This is a genomic window from Shewanella jiangmenensis (assembly GCF_018596335.1).
Lineage (GTDB): Bacteria > Pseudomonadota > Gammaproteobacteria > Enterobacterales > Shewanellaceae > Shewanella > Shewanella jiangmenensis.
In genome coordinates this window covers 944,362-969,900 of the sequence record NZ_JAHEPS010000001.1, presented here as the reverse complement: position 1 = coordinate 969,900, position 25,539 = coordinate 944,362, and the positions used below count along the sequence as shown (strand labels likewise).

Below are 25,539 nucleotides of genomic sequence, written 5' to 3'. Positions count from 1 at the left end.
AAGTGCTTTTCATACCGCGGGAGGATGAGGGCGCCGGTTTACCTGTGGCACAGTGGCAAGTACACTGAGCCCATTAGTCACAGTTGGGGAACAACGAATGAGTATTTGGTTCAGGCCGGTCACCCTGGAAGATTGCGCCAAGATGGATGAAGGCATGCACGGCCGCGGCACCCTGATGAAGACCCTCGGGATCCAAATCAGCGAAATCGGTGACGATTATATGAAGGCCACCATGCCAGCCACACCTGCGGTACACAATCCGCTTGGCATAGTCCATGGCGGCGCCAATGTGGTGCTGGCCGAAACCGTGGCCAGTTATGCCGCTAATTTCGTGGTGGATTTTGAAAAGTATTACTGCGTGGGGCAGGAGATTAACGCCAACCACCTGCGCGCCGCCCGTAATGGGGTACTGACTGCGACAGCAAGGCCTGTGCACCTTGGCAAGCGCAGCTCGGTGTGGGAAGTGCTGGTGCATAACGGTGCCGGCGAACTCACCTGTATCTCACGGATGACGGCGGCGGTTGTGGAGCGCTGAACTACAATCACATAAGGTTATCATCCCCAAATAGCGTGGGACTGAGGAAAAAGCGATGGAAACAGCAACGATTTGGGAATGGGTCGGCTATCTGGCCTCGGTGGTAGTGGCAATTTCGCTGATGATGGCCAACATCAAAAAGCTGCGCTGGTGGAACCTGGTCGGTGCGGCCTTGTTTGTCGCCTATGGCCTTGCCATCGATGCGTTGCCGGTGGCGCTGGTGAACTTTTTTATTGTGATTATCGATGCTTACTATTTGGTGAAGCTGTATCGCGAGCCGCAAAATCCCTCGTCTGAATAACGTATCAAATGGTAACCATTCTCACCGGTGTGGCCTGAGTCACGCCGGTTTTTTCGTCTTTGGGCTACACTGGCTGGCAATAACACATAGCCGTCTGTCAGGCTTTAATCTAAAAAAATAATCAGGATTATCGTTATTAATCGTTTTAAGTGGGGAGCTGCTTTTCATACTATAGCCACATCAACCAGCAACCATTGAGGTGAACTGCGATGGCGACTGTATATGACCTGATTGAAGATTTGATTTCAAAGAAACCTGTCTAAGGAGAACTGCTATGTCCACATCTTACCTGACCAGCCAGAATGGTGCCCCGATTGCCGATGACCAGAATTCTCTGACCGCAGGCAGCCGTGGTCCTGTGTTACTGCAGGACTGGCAACTGATTGAAAAACTTGCGCATTTCAACCGCGAGCGTATCCCGGAGCGCGTGGTGCACGCCAAGGGTACAGGCGCCTACGGCACTTTCACCCTGACCCGCGACCTGTCTGAGTACACCATTGCCGACCACTTTATCGGCGAAGGCAAGGTCACCGAAACCTTCGTGCGCTTCTCTACTGTTGGCGGCGAAATGGGCTCAGCCGATGCCGAGCGCGATCCACGCGGCTTTGCGGTGCGCTTTTACACCAAGCGCGGCAACCACGATGTAGTGGGTAACAACACCCCGACCTTCTTCCTGCGTGATGGCATCAAGTTCCCTGACTTTATCCACACCCAGAAGCGTAACCCGCAGACTAACCTCAAAGATCCCCAGGCCATGTGGGACTTCTGGTCGCTGAACCCTGAGGCGCTGCATCAGGTGACCATTCTGATGTCAGACCGCGGTATTCCGGCCAACTACCGTCAGATGCACGGTTACGGCTCCCACACCTTCAGTTTCTGGAATGCCAAAGGCGAGCGTTTCTGGGTCAAGTTCCACTTCAAATCACGTCAGGGCGTGGTGAACCTGACCAACGAGCAGGCCGATAAACTGAAAGGCATAGATCCGGATTCGTCACAGCGGGATCTGATGGTAGCCATCATGGATGGCAACTTCCCAAGCTGGACTGTGAACGTGCAGATCATGCCTGAAGCCGATGCCAACACCTATCACATCGACCCGTTCGATTTGACCAAGGTATGGCCACACAAGGATTACCCGCTGCTGGAAATCGGTGTGCTTGAGCTTAACCGCATGCCACAAAACTACTTCGCCGAAGTAGAGCAGGCGGCGCTGGCGCCAAGTAACCTGGTACCGGGTGTGGGCGCATCACCGGACAAGATGCTGCAGGCCCGTTTGTTTGCCTATGCCGACGCCCAGCGTTATCGCATCGGTGCCAACTACAACCAGCTGCCGGTGAACTGCCCACATGCCACTGTGGCCAATCATCACCAGCGCGGCGGCGCCATGGCCGGTACCCAGTGCCCCTACCACGGTGACAAGGGCCAACAACACCAGACCGGTGGCGATGCCAGTGCCAACTATGGTCCAAGCACAGTAAAAGGTGCGTTGACTGAGCCGGTGCACTTTGCCGAGCCGCCACTGCGTCTCGAAGGTGAAGCCGCCCGTTACAGCCGCTACGGTAAGGATGACTACAGCCAGGCCGGCAACCTGTACCGCCTGTTCAGCGACGGCGAAAAGAGCCGCCTTGCCGAAACCATCGCCTCGACCCTGCGTCAGGCCTCTAAAGACGTGCAGGAGCGGATGCTGGCGCACTTCGACAAGGCCGATGCCGACTACGGAAAGCGTATTCGCGCCGTGCTCTAAGCCCTGCTTAACGCCGCACAATCGGGCTTGAAAACAACAAAGGGAAGCAATCGCTTCCCTTTCTTTTTATTCAGACACTTGATGACAGTGCATTAGCGCCGCTTCGTATCAGAGCATCAGTGCCACATCAGGGTGGCAACCCCCATCACGGCAAAGAGTACCGCGGTGCCGCGGTGGATCCAGGTCATCGGCAGCTTGTCGGCACTGAAATGGCCGGCAATCACCACTGGCACGTTGGCAAGCAGCATGCCCACTGTGGTGCCCATTACCACCATCCACAGGTCATCGTAACGGGCTGAAAGTACCACGGTAGCCACCTGGGTCTTGTCGCCGATTTCGGCAATAAAAAACAGTACCAGGGTCGCCAGGAAGGGGCCGAAGCGGTAAAGGGCGCTTTCTTCGGCTTCCACTTTATCCGGCACCAATACCCACAGGGCGATGGCAAAGAAACTGCCCGCCACCAGATAGCGCGCAAGCTCAGGGCTTATCAGCCCCGATGCCCATTGGCCAAGCCAGGCTGCGGCAAAATGGTTTGCCAGTGTTGCAATGAAAATGCCGAGGATAATGGCGGTTTTGTTTTTAAAGCGGGCAGCCAGCAGCAAGGCCAGCAGTTGGGTTTTATCACCGATTTCGGCGATGGCCACGGTTAAGGTGGAGGCGGTAAAGGCTTCTAACATGATGCGTTCCCGGGGTGGCTGACCAACAAAGCACGACAAGCCCGCCACCCCATAGTTATTGGTTGTGGCTAGTCGCGCTCAGGTCTTGCCGGATAAACGCCTTGTTTATCGTAAACACCATGGCATATGGCCAAGTCTGTTGATGTTTACCCCCAAATTGCCTGGCAATCTGAGCTGGCTACTCCCCCGAAAGTGAGACGGCCATTATACCCGCAAGTGTGCGCTTCGCAAGTATGGCCTTTTCGGCTGCGTCGATACAATTGCAGCGCTTGTTGAGCTTGGGTAACGGTGCTGTGCCTGTTTATGGTGTCGCAGGCGCCGCCTGACGCCAGTCGGTCATGCTGTGGGGCGCTGCGCTTGCCGTGCCTTTATGGCTCTGTTAATGTCGGCTGCAGTCGATTTTATTGAGAAAGCCTTCAACGAGCTGATGGGGATAAGCGTCTTCACTGCTGATTGTTTTCGGCAGTACTGAAAACCGGCTCAGACCTTCAAGGGGCGGCGGATACGTCCTCGCTGTCTCCCAATAACAACAATTGCTTTGCAAGACATGAACAGGACAGTTCCGTGAATTTGAAATTTCTTGGCTCTATTGCCATTGTGGCCGGTACCGCCATTGGCGCCGGTATGCTGGCACTGCCGCTGGCAACGGCTGCGCTGGGGGTGATCCCCGCTCTGGTATTGCTGATTCTGGTGTGGGGTATTTCGGCTTATACCTCACTTTTGATGCTCGAAATCAACCTGCGCAGCGGCGTGGGTGACAATGTCCACGCCATTACCGGTAAGACGCTGGGCAAAAAGGGCCAGCTGATTCAGGGCGCTTCTTTCTTAAGCTTGCTGTTTGCGCTGACTGCCGCCTATCTGACCGGCGGCTCGTCGCTGTTGGTGCATCGCCTCGAGTCGGTGTTTGCGTTGCAGCTGGATAATCAGCTGGCGGTGGTGCTTTTTACCCTGGTGCTGGGTAGCGTTGCGGCCCTTGGCGTGAGCTGGGTGGATAAACTCTCGCGCCTGCTCTTTAGCCTGATGGTGGTGCTCCTGGTGCTGGTGGTGGGCTTTTTGCTGCCCGAGGTGCGCCCGTCGGTGATTGCCGCCGATGCCTTTGAAAAGGTCTCGACCAATGCCTGGATGGCGGCGATTCCTGTGGTGTTTACCTCCTTTGGTTTTCATGTGTGTATCGCCACTTTGGTGCGCTACCTCGATGGTGATGCGCCAAGCCTGCGTAAGGTGCTGTTGATTGGCTCCACCATTCCGCTGGTGTGTTACATCCTGTGGCTGATGGTGACCCTGGGCACTGTCGGCGGCGATACCATCAATGGCTTTGGCGGCGCGCTGCCAAAACTCATTGGCGCGCTGCAGGAGTTGGCAGCCAATCCGTTGGTCGGCCAGTGTATTGCGGTATTTGCCGATTTGGCGCTTATCACCTCGTTCCTTGGGGTGACCATGAGCCTGTTTGATTTTCTGTCGGAGCTGACCCGCTCTCAGGGCGGTATTTGGGGCAGGGTACAAACCTGGGCCATTACCTTTGTGCCGCCCATGCTGTGTGCGCTCTATGTGCCGGAAGGCTTTGTGGCCGTGCTGGGTTTTGCTGCCATTCCGCTGGTGTTTATGATTATCTTCCTGCCGATTGCCATGGCGCTGAAGCAGCGCGCCCAATCGAGCGACGGCTATCAGGTGCGTGGCGGTAACGCTGTGCTGGGCCTTTTGGCGCTGGCTGGCCTGGTTATTATCGCCGCTCAGCTTTTTGTGGCGCTGTGAACTCAGGTCATAGCAACTGATTTGTAAACGGATTTATCACGGGCTGTGACAGCCCGGCACCGTATGTTAAAGTCGGGACTTCGCGCCCGGCTTTTTTTATGGGCGCAGCAATGCAATTGACCCCATAAGACACTCAAAAATAAACGGAATACAACAATGAAAACATGGTTACTGACCGCCGCCATTGCCGCTGCATTCGGGGCTCAGGCGGACGAAGGCATGTGGCAACCACACCAGCTGCCCGAACTTGCTGCGACCCTTAAGGCCAAGGGCCTTGAAATCAATCCTGAGTCCATCTCCAAACTGACCGAATTCCCGATGAATGCCGTGATTAGCCTGGGTGGCTGCACCGCATCTTTCGTATCGCCAAAGGGATTGGTGGTGACTAACCATCACTGCGCCTACGGCTCAATCCAGTACAACTCTACCGCCGAGAAAAACCTGCTGGCGGATGGCTTTCTGGCCAAAACCTTTGCCGATGAGCTGCCGGCCGCGCCGGGTTCACGGGTATACGTGACCGAGTCACTGACCAACGTGACCGCCGACATCAAGGCCGGCCTTGAAAACGCCACCGGCGATGCCTTCTACAAGGGCGTTGAAGCCAAAGAAAAATCCCTCGTGGCCGAGTGTGAAAAAGACGCCGGTTACCGCTGCAGCGTGTACAGCTTCCATGGCGGCCTTGAGTACTACCTCATCAAGCAAATGGAAATCCGCGACGTGCGTCTGGTGCATAACCCAGCCGCCAGCGTCGGCAAGTACGGCGGCGACATCGACAACTGGATGTGGCCACGTCATACCGGCGACTACTCTTTCTACCGCGCCTACGTGGGTAAAGATGGCAAGCCTGCAGATTTTTCCAAGGACAACGTGCCTTACGAGCCAAAGAGCTTCCTGAAAGTGTCTGCCAAGGGCGTGAAGGACGGCGATTTTGTGATGGTGACCGGCTACCCGGGCTCCACCAACCGCTACCGCACCGCCTATGAAGTGGAAAACCAGTTCACCTGGAATTATCCCGCCAGCAAAGAGCTGCGTGAGCGCGTGATTGATATCATCAAAACCACGGCGCCCGATGGCAGCGATGAGCGCATCAAGTACGAAAGCACCCTGGCAAGCCTTGCCAACTACGCCAAAAACTTCGGCTCCATGATTGAGTCCTACGGCAAGTCCAGCATGCTGGCTGACCGCAAGGCCCGTGAAGCTGAGCTTGCCGCCTGGATCAAGGCCGATGCCAAGCGTGAAGCCCAGTATGGCAAGACCCTGACCGAGCTTGAGCGCCTGGTAGCCGAAAGCAAAAAGGATCAGGAACTGGATCTCATTCTGGGTTACATGAGCTACTCCACCCCGATGAGCACGGCTTCGCGCCTGTATCGTCTGGCCCATGAAAAGCTGCTGGCCGACATGGAGCGTGAACCCGGTTATCAAGAGCGCGACATGACCCGCTTTGTGGCCGGTCTTGAGCGTATCGATCGCCGTTACGATGCCAAGGTTGATCAGGCCATTTTGTTTGAGATGCTCAAGCGCTACGCCGCACTGCCTGCCGACAAGCGCCGCGCGGATATCGACGCCTTCTTCGACATTGGCAAGAAGTTTGACGAGAAGAAGCTTAAGAAGCAGCTCGACAAGATGTACGCCAAGACCGAAATCGGCAACAAAGACGTACGTATGGCGTGGATGGAAAAGTCAGTTGACGATTTCAAAGCCAGCAAAGATCCGTTCATCCAACTGGCAGTAGCCACCTTTGACACCAGCATGGCCCGCGAAAAAGCCGAGAAGGCGCTGGGCGGCGAGCTGATGAAAGTGCGTCCTGCTTACATGGAAGCCATCATCGCGTACAACAAAGAGCAGGGTAAGCCTGTGTACGCCGATGCCAACTCCAGCCTGCGCGTAACTTACGGTAACGTGAAGGGTTATTCGCCAAAAGATGGTCAGTACTCAGTGCCATTCACCCGTCTTGAAGGTATCACCCAGAAAGACACTGGCGTTGAGCCATTCGATGCACCCAAGGCGCAGCTCGAGCTTATCAAGGCCAAGCAATACGGTGATTTCTATGTCAAAGACATAGACTCAGTACCGGTGAACTTCCTGTCTACTGTGGATACCACTGGCGGTAACTCAGGCTCGCCCACCCTCAACGGCCGCGCCGAACTGGTTGGCTTGCTGTTTGATGGCGTGTACGAGAGCATCATCGGCGACTGGAACTACGACGACAACATCAACCGCTCCATCCACGTCGACAGCCGCTACATGCTGTGGGTGATGAAGTACCTCGACAATGCAGACAACCTGCTGGCCGAGATGGAAATTGTTGAATAACAGTCTGCTTACTGACTGAATAAAAAACGGGGCCGAACGGCCCCGTTTTTTATGGCGGGTTTGCACTTAAGTGCGTTTGAGTAAGCTCATTTCTTCGGGCGTCAGCGGGCGCATCTCACCCTCGGCAAGCTCTCCAAGCATCAGGGTTTGAATGGAGTCGCGGAGCAAATCCACCACCTTATAGCCCCGAGCGCGCCACAGGCGGCGTATTTGCCGCTTCTTTCCTTCGGTAATAAACATCCGTACCCGAAACGTGACGTCTGCTTCTGAAGCGTCGTCATCACACATTCGCTCGACCCGGCAGGGGCGGGTGGGGCCGTCGCCATAATCCAAGCCTGCGGCAATGGCGGCAATATCCTCCGCTTTTGGCGCTTTATCCAAGGTCGCCAGATAGCCTTTTTCATGGTCAAAATCCGGGTGCATCAGCTGCTGGGTCAGCTCGCCATCATTGGTCAGAAGCAAGAGGCCGCGGGAGTCTTTATCGAGCCTGCCGGCGGGATATAGCCTTGGTATGCCTTCGCCCGCAAAGGCCGCCGGCAGTTGATTCAGCAGGCTGCAGGGGTCATTTTTAAGCAAGCGGCAGTCTACGCCAACTGGCTTGTGATAGGCGTAGTAGTGTTTATCAGTTGAGGGGTTAACGGCGTTGCCATCGACACACACCAGCGTGTGAGCCAATACAGGGTCAGTGTGGGTTGCAAGCTTGCCATCTAAGGTAACGCGCTTGGCTTCAATCAGGCGCGCGGCGCCGCGGCGGGAGGCAACTCCGGCATCGGCGAGGTATTTACACAGACGGGTCATGGCGCTGCGGGTCCGTCAGCCCTGTTTGCGGTGCGGTTTACGATAAATGCTGATGCCAAGCACCAACACCCACAGTTTGACGGCAGCAAGCTGCAGCCACAGCAGCATATCAATAGTGCAAACCTCGGCTGAAGGCTCGCATCTTGGGATGGTCATGGTCAGCCAGTCGGTTTGCTGCAGTATCGGCAGTGCGCAGCCAAGGCCGAGTAGGCTCAGGCCATACAGCAGCGGGCTTGCATAATACAAACGCCAGCGGATAGCCGACCCCAGAACCATGGCATGGGTCAGTGCCATGGTCAGGGTAAAACTGATGGCCAGCAGAGTATGGGTACTGCCGTAATGATTGGGGAATACCCCCATCAACATCACCATCAGCGCGATAAGGCCACCGCCCAGAGGCAGCAGCAGATCCGGCAGGCGCGGCCGCATATACGCCAGAGTCACCATGGCAAGACAAAGCCACAGGCCAGCCCAGATAAGGGCGGCGTTATACACCCACGCCAGCGGCGACTGCAGATAATTGCCAAGGCCCGAGGGGCGAAAGCTCCAGCTCATATCGCCCTGCTCAGCATGAAACAGCACGCCCACCGAAAATCCGGCAAGACCTATGATAAGCGACAGTAAAATCAGCCCCGCCGCCAGCAGGGGTAAATCCCGCTGTGAAGGTTGATTGGCAGCAACTGGCATTGATGGCTCCAACGTTCAGATGAGCTTACTGTGCCCCAAAGGCATACGCCCGGGCAAGATAAACCGGCTTTGGTTGCTGTGTGATGCGCAGATGTTAGTCAAAGCGGCGGATTTTACACGCCGCAGATCGTTAGCGAAGTAGATCAGTGCTCGGTGCCCGCTCAGCAATGGCGCGGTGCATCAGGGTTCTGGCCATCAGCGCCAGACCAATACCGGCCAGCATGGTGGCGCTGGTGTGGATCCACATGGCAAAGGCTACCGGGCAAAACTCCGTCAGCTCACCGCAGGGCCGATAGTCGAGGGTATTGAGGTCAAGCTGCATTAAAAGCCCGATGCAGGAGATTAGGCCCATCAGGGCCGTGAGACACAGCGGCGCGCTGCAAAGCTCACGATGATTGCGCCGTGTCAGTGCCAGCATCAGAAACATCGCCAGGCTGCAAAACAGAAAAAACACCGCCGCCAGCCGATGGGATTCAGGGTCATTGAAAGGGTAAATGCCCAGAAGCATGATACTCAGGCCAGTGCAGCCGCCGATGATAGCGATATAGCGGCTGAAACTGTTGTACCTGAGGCTAAACAGCCCCAGCATGGCAATCACAAAACTCGCGCCGGCAAACAGCAGACAGATGTTGTACACGTACGCCAGCGGCGAGCTTAAGTAGTCGCCGAGGCGATCGATGCGCAGATTGATTATCTGCCAGCCAATGTCACCCAGCACCGCCAAAATCGACAGACTCATGCCAAAGGCGCAAATCATTACCCCGCCAATGGACATGTGAAACACCAGTCGGTGTGGGTCAAACTCGCTGAAATCGGTTCTTTGCTCGTCGCTCATGCCGCTTCCGGGGGAGGCCAGGCCTCCCGAATTCAATCAATGGCGCTTTCTGAAAACCACAATAGCAATTGCAACCAGCGCCAGAATCATACAGTACCAAGCGTAGGATACTGCCTCTAAAGGGGTAATGGCAAAGGTTGCGCCAATTAAAAGTGCCTGGGCGCCGTACGGTATAAGTCCTTGAACGATACAGGAAAATATGTCGAGAATGCTGGCGCTGCGCTTGGCGCTGACGCCGTGCTTCTGGGCCAGTTCACGGGCGATGTCACCGCTGACCACAATCGACACTGTGTTGTTGGCCACACAGCTGTTGGTCAGCGACACAATCCCGGCCATACCAAGCTCGGCGGCGCGGCAGGAGGCTTCGCCCTTTGCCTTCGAGAAACGGCCGATAATGCGCTCAATCAGGTTGTTTACAAAGGCAAGGCCACCTTGCTGCTGCATCAGTGCGGCAAGACCACCAACCAGCATCGACAGAATAAAGATTTCCTGCATGCTGGTGAAACCGGCATAAATATCCTTACTCAGGCTCACCAGACTATAGTCGCTGGTGGCAAGACCAACACCTCCGGCCAGCACAATACCGAGTGTCAGCACCACAAATACGTTAAGGCCGGCCACCGCCAAAAACAGAATCGCGAGGTAAGGCAGTACTTTGACAATATCCACGCTTTGCGGTGCCACGTTAGCTTCGCCCTGACCGGCAAAAGTGAAGGCAATCAGGGTGATGATGGAGGCTGGAATGGCAAAAATCAGGTTTTCACGGAACTTGTCTTTCATGTCGCAGCCCTGGGTGCGGGTCGCGGCAATGGTGGTGTCGGAAATGATAGACAGGTTATCACCGAAGAGGGCGCCGGAGATGATGGCGCCGGCCATCAGTGGCAGGGAAATATCCGCTTCCTGGGATACACCCAGAGCGATAGGGGCAACGGCGGCTATGGTACCCATGGAGGTGCCCATGGCGGTGGCGATAAAGGCGGCAATCACAAAAAAGCCCGGTACCAGCAAATCAGACGGGATCAGCGACAGACCCAGCGCCACGGTGGCGTCCACACCGCCTGTGGCTTTGGCAACCGAGGCAAAGGCGCCAGCCAGCAGGTAAATCAAGCACATGGCAATGATGTTGCTGTGGCCAATGCCGCCAACAAAGGTCTCAATCGCCTGATTGAGCTTTTGCTTGGACAGTAGCAGCGCCAGCACGATTGCCGGCAGAATGGCCACAACGCTCGGCAGCTGATAGAAGGCAAAGTCGACGCCCTGCTGGGTAAAGTAGACCCCGGCACCGATAAACAGCGCGAGAAACACAAACAGAGGTAAGAGCGCCAGCAAAGAGCCTGGCTGTGACTGGCCTGAAGCGGCATTGGACTGATTCAAGGTGTTCTCTCTATCTTGATGTGCCGGCGGGAATTCTTCCTGCATTTCCCGGCGGCAGCGACAAATTGGGTGTCGTAACGGCTTCATCTCCCGACAACTTAGGCCAAAGGATATGGGATAGCCAGCCATCTGTCAATTTAGACGTCTAGATGGTTATACATCCATTTTGAAATTGTGAAACCGAGGTTATGAGGCGTCTTCGTGGCAAACAACGTGTGGCAAAAAACACGCGCCAAACAATTTACGTTAAACAAAAAGCCCCGCAGTGCGGGGCTTTTTGTTTTGTTAGGCTTAGATTTAGCAATTTGGCTTGGCTTTCGCCATCAGGCCCTGTCTAGCAGGCCTTGGTCTAGCCATCAGGCCCAGGTTTAACAATTCGGCCTGAGCTTCGCACTTAAGCGTAGCGGCGACGGCCCAGTGCAATCAGTGCCATCAGGCCAATTGCGGCCCAGCCGAGGCTGCCGCCCTTGTCCTGATCCTTGTCTTTTTCGATGGCAAGGAAGTTAACCAGGGCTGACAATTCTTCCAGAGTTTTGATTTCCTGAAGATTAATCATGTACTTATCGTTAACCACAAAGCTTGGTACGCTCTGGATTTTGAACTCTTGCTGCTGCTTGCGCCACAGCTCCAGTTTGGCATCTGTGTCTTTGCTGTAGGCCAATTTATCGTAAGCGGCTTCATCAATACCGTGCTTGGCAAATACTGCCTTGATGTCGGCAGCGGTTTCAATGCCCGGCTCATGCTTGTGGCCTGGGGCGCTGTGGTCGTGGTGTCCCTGACCGCCTTCTTCGCCCTGAATGGCGGCAAACATGGCGTGCACCAGCTCAGGCTTGTTGCCGCTTTGCTGGATAACGGCCAGCGAGCGCATCACTTCGGTGCCGATTTCACTGTTCATAAAGTCAACGTGTTTGGTGTCAAAGGTCACGTCTTGGTTAAGCTGCTTTTTGATGGTGGGCAGGTACATCACCTCCATGTTGAAGCAGTTGTGGCAGTAAAAAGAAAAGAATTCGGTCAGCTTTGGGGTTTCGCTTGGCGCGTTATCGGAAATCTGCACAAAGTGTTTGCCTTCAACAAATTCGCTGGCAAAGCCAGTCAGAGGCAAGGCGGCGATGGCAGCGGCCAGGGTAAAACGTTTAAGCATAATCACTCCGGGTTTCAGGCTGTAATAATTGATTGGCGGCTGCAGGCTCAGTTGAGCTCTCGGCGCAGTCTTTAAGGAAACTGACTTGAGTCGCCAGGATGAAAACAGTGTGAAAGGAAAGGCTTAATTATCTCTGAATCGCGGCCAAAAAGCCCGCGCCGGACTGTGATCTGCCCTGGAGTTTGACAAAATGCTGCCCGGTTAATCGCCGGAGCGGCCCCGCAGCGCCTGCCAGGCTTCGCATACTTCACGAAAGCGCGCCGCGTCACCTTCGGGGCGATCCGGATGCCATTTGAGTGCCAGTTTCCGCCACTGGCGGCGGATTTCGCGGTCGCTGGCGCTGATATCAAGCTCAAGCACCCTGAGCGCCTGCGTCTGATGCATCACGCGGCCATTGATGCCGATATAACTTTGATAGCTGTTCCAGAAGGATTCGAGCATGTCGCGCACCACGTTGGTGCTGGTGTCGTAATTGCCCCAGTCGAGGTAATAGCTTTTAAGGCCAGCCTCCTGATGCAGGATCAGGTCGACATTGGCAGGCACAATTCTGAGCAGGCGGATATCCATGGCCTGCGCCTGCAACCACTGCCCCGGCAGCAGCATGTCCTGCAGTTCAAACAGGGCGTTCATCAGTAAAAAATTGCGCTTGAACAGGTCTTTTTCCGGCACAGGATCGAGGTTATGCATCAGGCCGCGGCTTTGCAGCTCGCTCGCCAGATGGTGCACCTTCCAGCCCTGGGGGGATTGTTGCAGCACACTCAGCAGTGGCCAGATAAGGGGATTGTCGCCTTTGTTTGCCGATACCTCGGTGGAGGCCTGGGCGATTTGCGGAACCAAAGGAGGCAGAAGCATGGGCGCGATTCATCCTGAAAAGTGACTTCAGCCACTATGCCACAGGGGGCGGGGATGACAAATGCGATTTAATTATGAACAATCGTAATGCCCCGGCATGACAGGAATATGTCGGGGCATTGGTCCTTAGGCTGAGACTCTGACTTGCGATCCGGAGCCGCTGTCTTAAGCCATGCCGCAGCGATTAAGCCTCAATCCCAAGATCAAGCCGCAATCAAAGCGGCTCGCCATTACAGCAGGGTGAAAATCTCATCCTGTGGCAGACGCGACTTGGGCATATTGGCGTTGAAGTCGGCGTCTGAGCGATAACCCAGTGCCACCACCACCGAGGCGCACAGACCCTTTTCTCTGAGGCCCAGCTCGCGATTGAGCACAGTGGCATCAAAGCCTTCAATCGGGCAAGCATCAATTTCCATGGCCGCCGCGCCAAGCAATACGGTACCGAGCGCCAGATAAATTTGTTTTTCCATCCACTGCTGGGCATCTTTCAGCTCAAAGCGGTGCATGTTCACAAAAAATGAACGGCCATTGTGCTGATTTTGCTTGGCCTGTTCATCGGCAAAGCGGCCATCGGCCTGCTCCTGCTCCAACACCCGCAGCAGGTGAGCCTCGTCCATTTGCGCCTTGGTGCACAGCACCAGCACATGGGATGCATTGAGGATTTTCGGCGTATTGAAGCCAAACTGCTCGGTGGACCTGGCGATGGTCGCTTTGCCCTGCTCTGTGCCTGCCAGCACAAAGTGCCAGGGCTGAGAGTTGGTCGAAGAGGGTGAAAACTGCAGTAAAGTCTTGAGGGTTTCTACCTGCTCAGGGCTGATTTTACGATTGGGATCAAATGCTTTGCAGGTGTGGCGACGGCGGACCAGTTGAGCTAATTCTTGCATGGATTCTCTCCGATGAGGCTGGATATGATGCAGCATTCTACCCTCGAGCGGCGCTAAAACAATCGGCGGAAGGCGGCATAAGTTTCAAAAATATTTTGATAATAACGGCAATTTTCCCGGCTTAATCTTAAGGATGGATGGTGCAGGCTGTTTGCATATGCCGCAATACTTGCTTTTTTATTGCAAATGCAATTTACGCTGGCTAAAATATCTACATCACCTGCCGGGAGTTATGTCTATGTCAGCCGTTGCCAAACCCGATGCCGCCGCCGTGCTCTACAAGGCTTTTATCAATGCCTGCCATGCGCTGGAGCTGAGTAACACCGAAGCCAGCCACATTATCGGGGTGAACCCCAGCACCTTAAGCCGCAATGCCGCGCAGGGGTTTAAACCCGAATCCAAGCAGGGCGAGCTGCAATTACAGCTGGTGCGTGTCTATCGCTCGCTGTATGCCATTGCCGGTGGTCAGCAGGATTTTATGCGCCACTGGCTTAACAGCCCCAATCACGCCCTTGGCGGCGCGCCCCGCGAACTGCTGCGCTCGGTGGTGGGGTTGGTGAGCGTTAATCAATATCTCGATGCCATGCGTGGCAAGGTGTAAATGGACTTAAACATTCCTTCAACGTGTCAGGGCCGCCCTTACGAGGGCAGTGGTTTCAGGCTGGTTGAGTCTCAGGAAGAGGCCGCCACCCTGAGTCTGGTAGACAATTTTGAAGAGCAGATGCTGCTTGAAAGCCTGCTCGATGACGCCAAGCCACCCTACAGGCCCGGCACCGAAAAGCTGCATTACCTGCTTAAATCCCCGTTTCGTTACCCGCCGCTGCGCCATGGCTCACGTTTTGGCAACCGTTTGATGCCAAGCTTTTTTTATGCCAGCGAATCTGTGGCAACCTGTTTGGCTGAGGTCGCTTTTTATCGCTTTGTGTTTATGGCGGATATGGCGACGCCCTATGAAGGGGTGCTGCGCTCGGAGCACATGATGTTCCGGGTTGAAATAAAGGCCCGCGCCTGCGCGGATTTAACCTTGATTGACGACCAAAGACTTATCGCCAGGCTCACCGACAAGCGCCACTATGACTACACTCAGGCACTGGGGCAGCAATTGGTGCAGCAGGGGTGCGATCTTATCCGCAGCCTGTCGGCGCGCTGGCCTCTGGGCGTGAATCTGGCGGTGGTTGAACCGTCGGTGCTGCAAAGTGAGCCATTGGATCAGCGGCTGTGGATCTGCCAATTGGAGCCACAGCGGCTGGCCTTTACCGAACGCGGCCGGGGTAAGCTGCCGCAGTATTTTGAATTAACAGATTTTTTGCAGGAGGGTGTCTTACCGCGCCCGGCCTGATTCATTGTAGGGGGAACAATGAAATACTTTTTGCCTTGTGTGCTGGCATTGGGAGCCGACGGCGTGTCGGCGTCGGAGCTGGATTGGACCTTGTCCTTCGGCGGCCATGATTTTCAGGTGCAAAGCTCAGATACCTTCGGTGCCCATGCCGGAATTGGGCTGGACTACCTGACCGAGGGCGGCATTGCCCTGCATGGCAGTTTCGATACCTTTGTCGATCGCGATAAAGACAAGCTGGATCCGGATCATATTCCGATCTGGTTTCAGTCATCCTACTTTGCCCGTGGCAAGTGGCTGGCACTGTCACCGCACTTAACCCTCGACTGGCAACTGGACCTGCGCGGCAAGCGCAACACGGTCAGCTCGGTTGAGAAACAAATCAAGTTGTATCCGTCGCTGCTGCTCGATTACGCAAGGCCCGCCTTTGGTGCCACGGCGCAGCTGGGGATGGGTTATTACTTTCTTGAGATAGACGATGACGTGCCCAAGGAGCGGGGCTACGAGCGCGGCGAGTTTGGTAATGATGCCAGCGCCTGGATGAGCGATGTCGGCGCCTATGTGATGCTGGCGCCGGGCTGGAAACTGTCCGGCGGCGTTGAATACTGGGCCGATGGCAGCGATACCCTGGAGACCCGTTATCGCGGCCGGCTGGATATCAATACCCCCGGGCTGTATCAGCAGTCGGTACTGACTTTCAGCGTAGAGCAGACCGACTACAACCTTGACCACTACGACAAGTGGCCCAAAGACAGCGAAGACTACCTGCCTATTTTGCCGTGGGACTCAGATACCCTGTATCGGGTGTACCTGACTGTGCCCTGGTAAGTGCATTGCAAAACGTTCGGGGCTTGCCGCCTGGCGAGCCTCGAATTACATATCCCCAAGGCGCTCTTTTACCAGCGCAATCATGGCCTCGGCGGCGAAGGATAACGGCTGACCACGGCGCCAGAACAGCGACAATTCCCAGTAAAGATCGGTTTCGCACAGGGCAACACTGACCACGCCGCTTACCGCGTGGCGATCGGCGATATAGCTTGGCAGGATCATGGCGCCTGTGCCTGCGGCAACCAGCGCAATACCAAAGTCCGGCTGGCTGACCCTGGTCACGTCTTTGGGCGCAAATCCGGCCTGAGTGCAGGCATTGACCACCAACTGATGCAGGGCGTATTCAGGTTCAAACAGAATTTGCGCCGTGTCGGCCAGCTCGTGCAGGCACAACTCGCGCCTGTGGGCTAATGGATGCTGCCTTGGCAGCACCACCACCATGGGGTCGCGCCGTATGCGGATGCCGTCAAACTCCGCATCAAGGGCGGTAATGCCGGTGGCAAGTTCAATTTCCCCTTTACGCAGGGCGTTGGTTTGCTCGATACCACCGCGTACCAGCAGCTGCATGTCCACCTTGGGGTAGAGGCTCCTGAAGCGGGCAATCACAGGGGCAAACAGCTCGGCACTGCCAAGAGGCGCCAGCCCAAACTTAAGCCTGCCGCTTTTAAGGTTGCGCATGGCTTCAAGCTCTCCAAGCATGTCATCCCGCGCCGCCAGCAGCGCCAAACCGTGGCGATATACCACCTCACCGGCGGGCGAGAGCCGAAGCGCCACCCCGCGCTTGCCCCGTTCAATCAACTGCAAGTCAAGCGAGTCTTCGAGCTGACGGATGGCTTTGGACAGTGCCGGCTGGGTCAGGTGCACCTTGTCTGATGCCTTGGCAAAGCCGCCGGCATCGACCACTTCGATAAAGTATTTGATGGCCCTGAGGTCCAATTGAATATCCTTTGGTAATGTTATCTATGCTTAATATTCATTTTTTTTATTCAAATAACAACCCTAGACTATGGCTGTGCAAATCACCCAACGAGAGCCCCCATGACGCTTGAACAAGGCAAAGCCAAACTGAAACGCAGTGCCAGACACGCAGGTTTAACCCTGCTGCAGGCGGCGGCTATCTGTTTGCTGGCCTGGCTTGCCCATGGGCTGGTGCTGTATTTTGACCTGCCGCTTCCCGGGGGGGTAGTGGGGCTTGGGGTGTTACTTTTGCTGTTGTCGCTCAAGTGGGTGCCCGAGCAGTCGCTGCAGGCCGGTGCCGCCTGGCTTTTGGGCGATCTGCTGCTGTTTTTTATTCCGCCGGTGATTTCGGTTATCCAGTACGAGGCCGTGCTTGAGCAGTATGGCGCGCAGATGCTGGGCTTTTTGGTGGCCGGCAGTGTGACCGTGCTGCTTGGCACTGCCTGGGTGGTGGACCGCGTCTTTAAGTTTGAGCGCAGATTGCGGCTGTCGCGGGAGCTGGCGCGGCTCGAATTCGGAGCCGCAAAATGAGCCACACCTGGCTTGGGCTGTTAAGCCTGATAATTACTTTGGTCGGTTACTACGGGGCAAAGCGCCTCTACGGCAAGCTGGGTTACTGGTGGGCAGCACCTATTTTGCTGGCACCTGTGCTGATTATTGCCGCCGTGCTGCTGCTTGATATTCCGCTGCCAAGTTACTTTGAATACACCCATTTTCTGGTGCTCTTGCTTGGGCCTGCGACCATCGCCTTTGCACTGCCGATTTACCGTGAGCGGGCACTTATCGCGCGCTACCCCATCACTCTGACACTTGGAGTCATGGCTGGCCTGCTGCTGGGGCTGTTGTCGTCATGGGGGCTGGTAAAACTGTTTGAATTGCCGCCGGAGCTTGGCCACAGCGTGCTGGTGCGCTCTGTGTCCACGCCCTTTGCCATGGAGGCCACCACTGCCTTTGGCGGAGTGCCTGAGCTGACGGCCATGGTGGTGCTGATGACCGGCATTATCGGCATGTTGCTGTGCGGGCCGCTGTTTCGTCTGGGTAGGGTACGCTCGGCGCTGGCGCGCGGCGCTGCCCTTGGCGCATCTGCCCACGGCGCGGGTGCTGCCAAGGCGCGGGAATACGGTGAGGAAGAAGCTGTGGTTGCGAGCCTGACCATGATTTTCACCGGCATCGCCATGGTGCTCACAGCGCCGCTGTTTGCATTACTCTTGGTATAGCTTGCACTGCGCTTGGTATAGCTTGCCTTGTTATTGGTTTAGCCTGAATGGCAGCGCTGCTCGCTGCCTGTCCCGAATCCATCTTTGACCTTTGTTGCTTGTTTTGCCGGCCCCTGTGGCCGGCTTTTTTTATATTTGCAGCAGGCGTTTACAGAGTTTCACAAAGTCTGATGAGGTGACTATGCCAATCACTTTGCGATCCTGACCCAGCACCGGCAGGCAGCCAAGCTTGTTGTCGATAAAAAAGTCCACCACCACGGTAAGCGGCTCATCGTCGCTGATGGTATCGCTGTCTTTATCCATCAATTCGGCCACCGAGGTCATGCGCTCTTTGCGGTCAAGCCCGCCCTGACCGTATTTGTTAAGCACAGTTACCAGGGTCGAGACCATCTTTTTGTGGGTGAGCACCCCCTTGTACTGGCCATCCGTCTCGCCTATCACCGGCAGGTGGCGCACGCCACGGTTTTGCATCAGTAAATGGGCGTCCTTGAGCGTGGCCGCATCACTGATGCAGACCGGCGCAACCGTCATAATGTCTTTGACTTGCATAGGTTTCTCCCTGAGGGCCCGGCAGGCTGGTTTCCGGGCGGCGGCCATGGTCGCTAAAGTATAGCATTCCGTTTAACTGGTTGTTTTTCAAGATGCTAATCAAAGGGCTTATCAAGTGTGTCATGCTTGTGTAATAGTTATGTTGCAAACTAAGGCTCATTAGACCTCATACCACTTCAATAGCTTACAACCAAAGGAATAATAATAATGAAACGGTCTTATTCACGTCGCGATTTTCTGGCCATGTCGGCCAAAGGGGTGGGCGCTGCGGTGCTCTCCTATGGCTTGATGGGCTGCTCAGACAGCAAGGATGAACCCGCGCTGGCAGTCACCTTTGCCCACGGCGTTGCAAGTGGCGATCCCGCCCATGATGCGGTCATACTCTGGACCCGAGTCACGCCGGAGCGCGATGGCGAGGTGACTGTGTCCTGGCAGGTGGCCAAAGACGCCGAGTTCAACGAGCTGGTGACCGATGGCAGTATGGTGACCAACAAAGACCGCGATTACACAGTCAAGGTCGATGCCATGGGCCTTACCGCCGGCAGTACCTACTACTACCGCTTTATGAGCGGCGACAAGACATCGCCCGTCGGCAAAACCCGTACTCTGCCCGAGGGGGCTGTGTCGGAGGTTAAGCTCGCGGTGATGAGCTGCGCCAACTTCCCCGCCGGTTACTTTAACGTGTATGAACTGGCCGCCAACTATCAGGGGCTGGATGCCGTGGTGCACCTTGGCGACTACATCTACGAATATCCACGCGGCGGTTACGCCAGTGAAAATGCCGCTGCCCTTGGCCGCGAAGTGCTGCCCGCCCACGAACTTGTAAGCCTTGGCGACTATCGCAGCCGCTATGCCCAGTACAAGGGCGATGCCAGTTTGCAGAAACTGCATGCTGCCGTGCCCTTTATCACAGTGTGGGACGACCACGAAGTGTGCAATGATGCCTGGCGTGACGGCGCTGAAAACCACAACGAAGGCGAGGGCGATTACGGCGCCCGTAAAGAAGCCGCGCTGCAGGCCTACTTTGAATGGCTGCCCATTCGCCCATGGCGCGAAGGCAACCATGAAGAGATTTACCGTAGTTTCGCCTTTGGCGATCTGGTCGATTTGCACATGCTCGACACCCGCTTGCTTGGCCGCGACGAGCAGCTGCAATTTGAAACCTACCTCGACCCGGCCACCGGCGCCTTTGATGGCACCAGCTTTATGGCCGATGTGACCAGCACCAGCCGCACCATGCTGGGCGCGCTGCAGCTGCTGTGGCTGCAAAGCAAGCTACTCACCAACACTGCCCGCTGGCAGGTGCTGGGGCAGCAGGTTCTGATGGGCAAGATGATGCTGCCTGCCGCGATTGCCACCCAGCAGTTGTCTATTCCGCAATTTGCCGAACTGGCCGCATTGGCGCAGCTCGCGGCCCGCGCTCAGGCCGGCGATCCGACTCTTACCCAACAGGAGCTCATGTACCTTGGCGCAAATCAGCACAAGCTGACCCCCGAGGTGATAGCGCTGCTGAAGCTGCCGGCCATTCCCTATAACCTCGATGCCTGGGACGGCTACGCCTATGAGCGGGAAGTGATTCTGGGGACAGCCAGATCGGTCAACGCCAATCTGGTGGTCATTGCCGGTGACACCCACAATGCCTGGGCCAACGAGCTTCGCGACGTCAATGGCAATCAGGTTGGGGTGGAGTTTGCCACCAGTTCTGTGTCATCCCCCGGGCTTGAGTACTACCTGCAGTTGCCGCCCGAGCAAATTCCGGCCACCGAAGCCGCAGTCGTGGGGCTGGTGGAAGATTTGAAGTATGCCAACCTCAAAGACCGTGGCTTTATGGTGCTCACCTTCACCGAGGCTGAGGTGCGCAGCGACTGGCACTTTGTGTCCACCATACTCGATAAAGACTTCACCGAGGCCACAGAGCGGCGCTACAGCGCCCGCACCGCGGCAGGTGCCCATGTGATTGAACCGGTCGCCTGAGTAAGTTGTTAAGCTGAAAAATCCACCTGCGGGTGGATTTTTTCGTTGTGGCTGGAGGAAATTCTCTGCCTTGTTATGCTTGCAGCAGTCAAGGCGCAAAAATTTGTGTAAAATGCGCGCCCAAATCATGCAGTAAGGCGGGTTTGGGCCCTGTCTGTGCATCCTTCCGGTAAGGCCGGATATAAAAACACAATAACTATGATGGGGTTAAAGATCATGTCTGATAAGTATTACATTACCGCCCAGCAGCTGCTGGAAGACTCCTTCCGCCTCGCCGCCCAGGTTTACGACAGCGGTTTTCGGCCACAGTTTATCGTCGGCATTTGGCGCGGCGGCGCGCCAATCGGTATCGCAGTGCAGGAATACTTTGATTTTAAAAAGGTTGATACCGACCACATCGCAGTACGCACCTCCTCCTACTACGGTATCGGCACCGACAAGCAAAGCAAAGAAATCAAGGTTCACGGCCTGCATTACATCATCGAAAACTGTAACGCCGACGACAGCCTGCTGATTGTAGATGACGTGTTCGATTCAGGCCGCAGCATTCACGCGCTGAAAGAAAAACTGTCGCAGCTGATGCGCCTTAACATGCCGCGCGATATCCGCATTGCCTGCCCATACTACAAGCCAAAAAACACCGCTGTGCCGTTAAAGCCTGACTACTATATTCACGCTTCCGAAGACTGGCTGGTATTCCCCCACGAAGTGTCTGGCCTGACGCCGGATGAAATCGCCAACGGCAAGAGTGATTTGAAAAATATCGCCGAGCTGTTTATCTAACGCTTGGAGTTATGCGCTAAGCCTGCCAGCCATCAAGCACAGGTAACAAAAAGCCGTGTTACTGTTTATCCAACAGACACGGCTTTTTTGTGGGCGGCAATTTGCTCATAAGCGCAGTTCAATTTCTACGCTTGCCCAGCCAGTGAACCTTATGCCAAGATGCTGATTTGATGGATCAAAGCACTTATCAGGGACGCAGAATCACACTCCAGCCCGTGCGGTAGCCATGCCCACGCTTAGTAGCAATGCGCAAAGATCATGCTCGATTGGTACGCTTTGCTTCTTTGTTTAACGGTATAGCCTTTTAAAAACAGATCCTTGCATCAGTCAGCAAGGGATATAACAGGCGAGAAACCGTGCTGGCACGCTTTGCTGCGGCAAGTTATCTGGACAAGGCAAGATAAGTTTTTAATTTTATTTAATATTAGTTGGTGCGTTTTTCACTGGTCTGAGATGGAAAACGAGCCGGCACGCTTTACTGTGGCAAGTTATCTGGACGAAACGGACTAAGTGATTAATTATATTGAATATTAGTCGGCACGCCTTTCACTGGTCTGAGGTGATAAATGAGCCGGCTCGTTATACAACTGTTACATTTCAGTCAGGAATCTGAGAGATTGAAGTATTACGAGTTAGCTGATGATATTAATTTTCCCAATAGATGGTACTTGGGAGATGTTGCTTTTGCAGACAACTGGGAATTAGCGCATAGCCTAGATCCTGAAAGAGAGTATGAAATTGAGGTATGTCGTGACGGCTTCGAAATGGATTACACGTGTAACGAGGCATATGGCGTAAGCGTTGTAAGTAAGAAATTCAAAGAGGCTCTTTCTGGCGTTGATGATATTGAATTTGCTAAAGCAAATATTATTGGTAAAAAAACTGACAGTGAGTTCTATATCATGGCTCTGCCGAAAGAGCTTGAGTGCATTAACGAAGAAGAATCAGAATTTCAAAAGTTCGAGGTAAATGATCCTGTTCGTCCCGAGAAAGCTGGCGAGTATCGAGGCTTCTTCAAAATGGTGGTCAATCCTGAGAAATGTTCAGGTTTCAATATTTTTAGAGTTAAGGGCTTTAGCATTGCTATTGTTGTAAGTACTCAAGTAAAACAAAACTTAGAATCAGCAGGGGTTTTGGGTGCGCAGTTTAAGAGCGTATAGCCAGTCAAAATGTAACAAGTCAAAGCACACGGACTTGGTAAAGCTGTCACCTTTTTTGTTCCAAAAAAGCCGCCAACTTCACCAAGCCGGTGTTTGAGGCGTTAGGCCTCGGTTACTCTAGCATAGGCGGACAAGGAAAATTTCAGTGGAAGACTTAAAGCATCAAATAAGAATGCAAGCTACTGCCAATGTGTTTCAAACTATGGGCACGGAAGGTTCTGGTGCCAAAGTTATCGAACAATTTAAAAGCATGCCTGATGAACTACTAGATATGCTGGGAACAAATGCAGGTATCAAGAAAGAGCACTTACCAATATATCGCAAGTTAACTCGAGGCGAAGAAAATGATTTTACTGAAAAGCTTCAGAATTTTAAGGATGAACTGAAAACAGGAGATATTATTCTTGTAACTGGTACTTCAAACTCCTCAAAGGTATTGGCGAAATTACAAAAAACGGTTTACTCAAAAGCTCGATCTAGTCATGTTGTAATCGTTCTAGCCGACTTTATATGTATAGATGCAATGCCCAATATCGGTGTTTCTCTTAAATTAATACCTGAAGTTTTGAATGATGTTCAAGAAGGTTGGCGGATTATTCGATTTAAAGGACTACAAGAGAAAGACAGTGAGGTGCTCAGCAAGACATGCGCTTATTATATTGAGCAACCATATATAATTTTGCCAAAAAAGAAACCGGCAAAGAAATTCTCATACTGTTCCGAATTAGCACGTAAAGTTTATCTTGATAGCAAAATTAAAAATACTGGGATTCCAAATAATACTATTATAAAGCCATGTGATTTCGATAAAATCGCCGATCAAAATAGTCAGTGGCTAGACGTAACAGATTCCGTTAAGCCTTACGTAGAGTTCTGTATAGAATATGAAGGGGTCTTAAAGTTCATCGCTAAGAGCTTTACACAAGGCATAGAGCTAAACCGGCAACGATTTAGCGAACGAAAAAAAGTTAAAGAAAATGTATCTAAAATGCATAAAAAAGGTGTGATTACCGACTCTGGTACAGCTCAGATACAAAATAAAATAGAGTTACTTGAAAAATCATTAAACTATAAGTTTTGGGATTATCAATAAGGCCTAACAAGTGACTGTGGCATTCCGTCAATATTTATTACGCCATTTCAGGTGATTTTTCGCCCCAGCGAGTCCCATTTTTCATCATGGTGTTGAGTGTGACCAAGAGCTTTCGCATACAGGCAATCAACGCCACTTTTGGAAGCTTCCCCTGAGCTTTTAAATGTTCGTAGTAGCGTTTGAAAACAGGGTTGCACTGGATGGCTGACATCATGGCCATAAACATCACCGTTCGCACTTTGGCTCGGCCGCCGCGAATACGTCGTTTGCCTGTGTAACTGCCGCTCTCGCGGCTCATGGGGGCAACGCCTGCCAGTGCAGCGATTTCTTTGCGGTTAAGTTTGCCAAGCTCGGGTAAGTCGCTGAGTAAGGTGTATGCCAGTACCTTGCCTAATTTTAGAGGACAGCCATAGCTTTTTGAGGTTTCGCCGCCCCTCGACTAGGCTTTGAAGAACCTCCTTTGAACCTTTTGAGGCTCGCCATGACTACCGCTCGTCGCCAATTGATTGATGCCGAGAGCACGCCCTTCTACCACGTGATTAATCGCTGTGTCAGACGGGCGTTTTTGTGTGGCGAGGATGCGCTATCAGGCCGTAGCTATGAGCATCGCCGTGGCTGGATAGTTGATAAAATCAGGCAGTTGTCGTCGATATTTTGTATTGATGTCTGCGCCTATGCGGTGATGTCGAATCACTATCATTTGGTGCTGAAAATTGACCTTGTCGCTCAAAAGGCGCTGTCGCCATTTGAAGTAATAGACCGCTGGACACGGCTCTTTTGTGGCAATCCCGTTGCGGCAAAATTCCTCAAGGGCGAAAGCCTGTCAGAGGGTGAGCGTATCTTGGTGGATAGGCTAATTAGTGACTGGCAGGAGCGGCTTGGCAGTATCAGCTGGTTTATGAGGTGCTTAAACGAAGAAATTGCCCGCAAAGCCAATCGGGAAGATGGCTGCAAGGGCGTATTTTGGGAAGGGCGATTTAAATCTCAGGCGCTTTTAGATGAGCAGGCGCTGCTCGCCTGCATGATGTACGTAGATTTAAACCCCATTCGGGCAGGCATTGCTGACTCGCTGCAAGCATCTGATTACACATCTATTCAGGAACGAATAGCTGACCTTGAAGAGCCTGCGCCACTAACAGCCTCGCTTAAGCCGTTACTCCCATTCGATGGCGCTGCCATTAACGCCGAGCAATCCGGCATCCCCTTTCATTTTGCTGATTATCTGGAACTTATTGACTGGACCGGCCGAGCAGTGCGTAACGACAAACGCGGCTTTATTGCCTCTACCAGACCAAAGCTTTTGCAAGAACTCGGCATCGCTGATGATGCCTGGATAACCTCAGCGAAAGAATTTCGTCGCCAATACAGTGGCATCAGCGGCCGGTGGGATGCCATGTGCGCCATGAAAGCCAAATGCGGCGGCAAGTGGTGCCGAGGTAAGCAGCAAAGCGAAGCGATACATCCTAATTAACACCCATCAGGCACTCGAAGGTTAACTCAAACAGGCCTAAGCCTGATGTCGGCATGTCTGTAAATCACGCTTTGCTGTGGTTTCCAATTTTTCCGAGCGCAGATACCGAAGAACCACAACGCTAGTCAGTGTCGCAATGGAGACACGCTTCATGCGTTTCGATCTAACGAATCTTAAGGATGTCCCATTACCTTTGCACAGCCGCACAGCCGCACAGCCTTGCAGCGGTATGGTTTCCCGCCAGAGCGCTTTTCTCTCGAGGCCTTTTCAATCCATAG

25 protein-coding genes and 1 pseudogene are annotated in these 25,539 nt (G+C 54.0%); 15 read left to right on the top strand and 11 right to left on the bottom strand.

The window, feature by feature from the left end; genetic code table 11:
* Nucleotides 1–97: 97 nt before the first annotated feature.
* The 3 genes from KJI95_RS04325 (at nucleotide 98) to katB (ending at nucleotide 2,580) form a co-directional block, all read left to right on the top strand.
* Nucleotides 98–535 carry a PaaI family thioesterase gene (locus KJI95_RS04325; RefSeq protein ID WP_214505913.1) on the top strand — a complete coding sequence of 146 codons (438 nt, stop codon included), beginning with the start codon at nucleotides 98–100 and terminating at the stop codon, nucleotides 533–535.
* Nucleotides 536–590: 55 nt separating this feature from the next.
* Nucleotides 591–836, top strand: a complete 246-nt coding sequence (locus tag KJI95_RS04320; RefSeq protein WP_214505912.1) for a YgjV family protein — start codon at nucleotides 591–593, stop codon at nucleotides 834–836.
* Nucleotides 837–1,110: 274 nt separating this feature from the next.
* Entirely contained in the window at nucleotides 1,111–2,580 is a 1,470-nt protein-coding gene (gene katB / locus KJI95_RS04315) for a catalase KatB (RefSeq protein ID WP_214505911.1), read from the top strand.
* Between the two features lie 116 nt (nucleotides 2,581–2,696).
* On the opposite strand, the gene KJI95_RS04310 is transcribed toward katB, so the two are convergent.
* On the bottom strand, nucleotides 2,697–3,257 hold the full coding sequence (locus KJI95_RS04310; RefSeq protein ID WP_214505910.1) for a TMEM165/GDT1 family protein: 561 nt from the start codon (nucleotides 3,255–3,257) through the stop codon (nucleotides 2,697–2,699).
* A 564-nt stretch (nucleotides 3,258–3,821) separates the two neighbouring features.
* Here KJI95_RS04310 and KJI95_RS04305 point away from each other — a divergent pair.
* Together KJI95_RS04305 and KJI95_RS04300 are read left to right on the top strand one after the other, a co-directional pair.
* The gene (locus tag KJI95_RS04305; RefSeq protein ID WP_214505909.1) at nucleotides 3,822–5,009 is read left to right on the top strand and encodes an amino acid permease; all 1,188 of its coding nucleotides are present in this window, start codon (nucleotides 3,822–3,824) and stop codon (nucleotides 5,007–5,009) included.
* A 156-nt stretch (nucleotides 5,010–5,165) separates the two neighbouring features.
* Nucleotides 5,166–7,322, top strand: a complete 2,157-nt coding sequence (locus tag KJI95_RS04300; RefSeq protein ID WP_214505908.1) for a S46 family peptidase — start codon at nucleotides 5,166–5,168, stop codon at nucleotides 7,320–7,322.
* Nucleotides 7,323–7,388: 66 nt separating this feature from the next.
* Here the strand turns inward: KJI95_RS04300 and KJI95_RS04295 are convergent, their stop codons facing one another.
* The 7 genes from KJI95_RS04295 to nfsB all read right to left on the bottom strand — a co-directional run bounded on the left by KJI95_RS04295 (nucleotide 7,389) and on the right by nfsB (nucleotide 13,893).
* Entirely contained in the window at nucleotides 7,389–8,120 is a 732-nt protein-coding gene (locus KJI95_RS04295; RefSeq protein ID WP_214505907.1) for a pseudouridine synthase, read from the bottom strand.
* Between the two features lie 15 nt (nucleotides 8,121–8,135).
* Nucleotides 8,136–8,807 carry a hypothetical protein gene (locus tag KJI95_RS04290; RefSeq protein ID WP_214505906.1) on the bottom strand — a complete coding sequence of 224 codons (672 nt, stop codon included), beginning with the start codon at nucleotides 8,805–8,807 and terminating at the stop codon, nucleotides 8,136–8,138.
* A 130-nt stretch (nucleotides 8,808–8,937) separates the two neighbouring features.
* A complete protein-coding gene (locus KJI95_RS04285; RefSeq protein WP_214505905.1) occupies nucleotides 8,938–9,642 on the bottom strand; it encodes a hypothetical protein in 705 nt (234 codons plus the stop codon).
* 36 nt (nucleotides 9,643–9,678) lie between these two features.
* A complete protein-coding gene (locus KJI95_RS04280) occupies nucleotides 9,679–11,061 on the bottom strand; it encodes a Na+/H+ antiporter NhaC family protein (RefSeq protein ID WP_432653775.1) in 1,383 nt (460 codons plus the stop codon).
* A 349-nt stretch (nucleotides 11,062–11,410) separates the two neighbouring features.
* On the bottom strand, nucleotides 11,411–12,157 hold the full coding sequence (locus KJI95_RS04275; RefSeq protein ID WP_214505903.1) for a thioredoxin domain-containing protein: 747 nt from the start codon (nucleotides 12,155–12,157) through the stop codon (nucleotides 11,411–11,413).
* A gap of 201 nt (nucleotides 12,158–12,358) precedes the next feature.
* Nucleotides 12,359–13,009 (bottom strand): DNA-J related domain-containing protein, encoded by a 651-nt coding sequence (locus KJI95_RS04270; protein ID WP_214505902.1) that lies wholly within the window; start codon nucleotides 13,007–13,009, stop codon nucleotides 12,359–12,361.
* A gap of 230 nt (nucleotides 13,010–13,239) precedes the next feature.
* Nucleotides 13,240–13,893 (bottom strand): oxygen-insensitive NAD(P)H nitroreductase, encoded by a 654-nt coding sequence (gene nfsB / locus KJI95_RS04265; protein ID WP_214505901.1) that lies wholly within the window; start codon nucleotides 13,891–13,893, stop codon nucleotides 13,240–13,242.
* Between the two features lie 238 nt (nucleotides 13,894–14,131).
* Here nfsB and KJI95_RS04260 point away from each other — a divergent pair, with 238 nt between their 5' ends.
* Genes KJI95_RS04260 through KJI95_RS04250 form a run of 3 tightly spaced genes read left to right on the top strand, consistent with a single transcriptional unit; the run spans nucleotide 14,132 to nucleotide 16,057 of the window.
* Nucleotides 14,132–14,494 carry an antitoxin Xre/MbcA/ParS toxin-binding domain-containing protein gene (locus KJI95_RS04260; protein WP_214505900.1) on the top strand — a complete coding sequence of 121 codons (363 nt, stop codon included), beginning with the start codon at nucleotides 14,132–14,134 and terminating at the stop codon, nucleotides 14,492–14,494.
* The gene (locus KJI95_RS04255; RefSeq protein ID WP_214505899.1) at nucleotides 14,495–15,232 is read left to right on the top strand and encodes an RES family NAD+ phosphorylase; all 738 of its coding nucleotides are present in this window, start codon (nucleotides 14,495–14,497) and stop codon (nucleotides 15,230–15,232) included. It abuts the gene before it with no gap.
* Nucleotides 15,233–15,250: 18 nt separating this feature from the next.
* The gene (locus KJI95_RS04250) at nucleotides 15,251–16,057 is read left to right on the top strand and encodes a hypothetical protein (RefSeq protein ID WP_214505898.1); all 807 of its coding nucleotides are present in this window, start codon (nucleotides 15,251–15,253) and stop codon (nucleotides 16,055–16,057) included.
* 45 nt (nucleotides 16,058–16,102) lie between these two features.
* Here KJI95_RS04250 and KJI95_RS04245 read toward each other — a convergent pair whose 3' ends face one another.
* The gene (locus KJI95_RS04245) at nucleotides 16,103–16,993 is read right to left on the bottom strand and encodes a LysR substrate-binding domain-containing protein (protein WP_214505897.1); all 891 of its coding nucleotides are present in this window, start codon (nucleotides 16,991–16,993) and stop codon (nucleotides 16,103–16,105) included.
* 102 nt (nucleotides 16,994–17,095) lie between these two features.
* On the opposite strand from KJI95_RS04245, the gene KJI95_RS04240 reads away from it, so the two are divergent.
* Together KJI95_RS04240 and KJI95_RS04235 are read left to right on the top strand one after the other, a co-directional pair.
* On the top strand, nucleotides 17,096–17,545 hold the full coding sequence (locus tag KJI95_RS04240; RefSeq protein WP_214505896.1) for a CidA/LrgA family protein: 450 nt from the start codon (nucleotides 17,096–17,098) through the stop codon (nucleotides 17,543–17,545).
* On the top strand, nucleotides 17,542–18,231 hold the full coding sequence (locus KJI95_RS04235) for an LrgB family protein (RefSeq protein ID WP_214505895.1): 690 nt from the start codon (nucleotides 17,542–17,544) through the stop codon (nucleotides 18,229–18,231). Before KJI95_RS04240 ends, KJI95_RS04235 begins: the two co-directional genes overlap by 4 nt.
* 129 nt (nucleotides 18,232–18,360) lie before the next feature.
* On the opposite strand, the gene KJI95_RS04230 is transcribed toward KJI95_RS04235, so the two are convergent.
* Nucleotides 18,361–18,780, bottom strand: coding sequence for a CBS domain-containing protein (locus tag KJI95_RS04230; protein ID WP_214505894.1), 420 nt, complete (start codon nucleotides 18,778–18,780; stop codon nucleotides 18,361–18,363).
* 207 nt (nucleotides 18,781–18,987) lie between these two features.
* Here KJI95_RS04230 and KJI95_RS04225 point away from each other — a divergent pair, with 207 nt between their 5' ends.
* The 4 genes from KJI95_RS04225 to KJI95_RS04210 all read left to right on the top strand — a co-directional run bounded on the left by KJI95_RS04225 (nucleotide 18,988) and on the right by KJI95_RS04210 (nucleotide 23,790).
* Nucleotides 18,988–20,754 (top strand): alkaline phosphatase D family protein, encoded by a 1,767-nt coding sequence (locus KJI95_RS04225; RefSeq protein WP_214505893.1) that lies wholly within the window; start codon nucleotides 18,988–18,990, stop codon nucleotides 20,752–20,754.
* A 216-nt stretch (nucleotides 20,755–20,970) separates the two neighbouring features.
* Nucleotides 20,971–21,537: a phosphoribosyltransferase gene (locus KJI95_RS04220; protein ID WP_214505892.1), complete on the top strand. Its 567-nt coding sequence runs from the start codon at nucleotides 20,971–20,973 to the stop codon at nucleotides 21,535–21,537.
* 617 nt (nucleotides 21,538–22,154) lie between these two features.
* Nucleotides 22,155–22,697, top strand: coding sequence for an imm11 family protein (locus KJI95_RS04215; protein WP_214505891.1), 543 nt, complete (start codon nucleotides 22,155–22,157; stop codon nucleotides 22,695–22,697).
* Between the two features lie 145 nt (nucleotides 22,698–22,842).
* Complete coding sequence (locus tag KJI95_RS04210) at nucleotides 22,843–23,790, top strand: hypothetical protein (RefSeq protein WP_214505890.1); 948 nt, start codon at nucleotides 22,843–22,845, stop codon at nucleotides 23,788–23,790.
* 37 nt (nucleotides 23,791–23,827) lie between these two features.
* On the opposite strand, the pseudogene KJI95_RS04205 reads toward KJI95_RS04210, so the two are convergent.
* Nucleotides 23,828–24,184, bottom strand: a pseudogene (locus KJI95_RS04205) (transposase); the annotation flags it as partial.
* An 87-nt stretch (nucleotides 24,185–24,271) separates the two neighbouring features.
* Between KJI95_RS04205 and KJI95_RS04200 the strand changes: the two are divergent.
* Nucleotides 24,272–25,261 carry a transposase gene (locus KJI95_RS04200; RefSeq protein ID WP_214505889.1) on the top strand — a complete coding sequence of 330 codons (990 nt, stop codon included), beginning with the start codon at nucleotides 24,272–24,274 and terminating at the stop codon, nucleotides 25,259–25,261.
* Nucleotides 25,262–25,539: the final 278 nt, after the last annotated feature.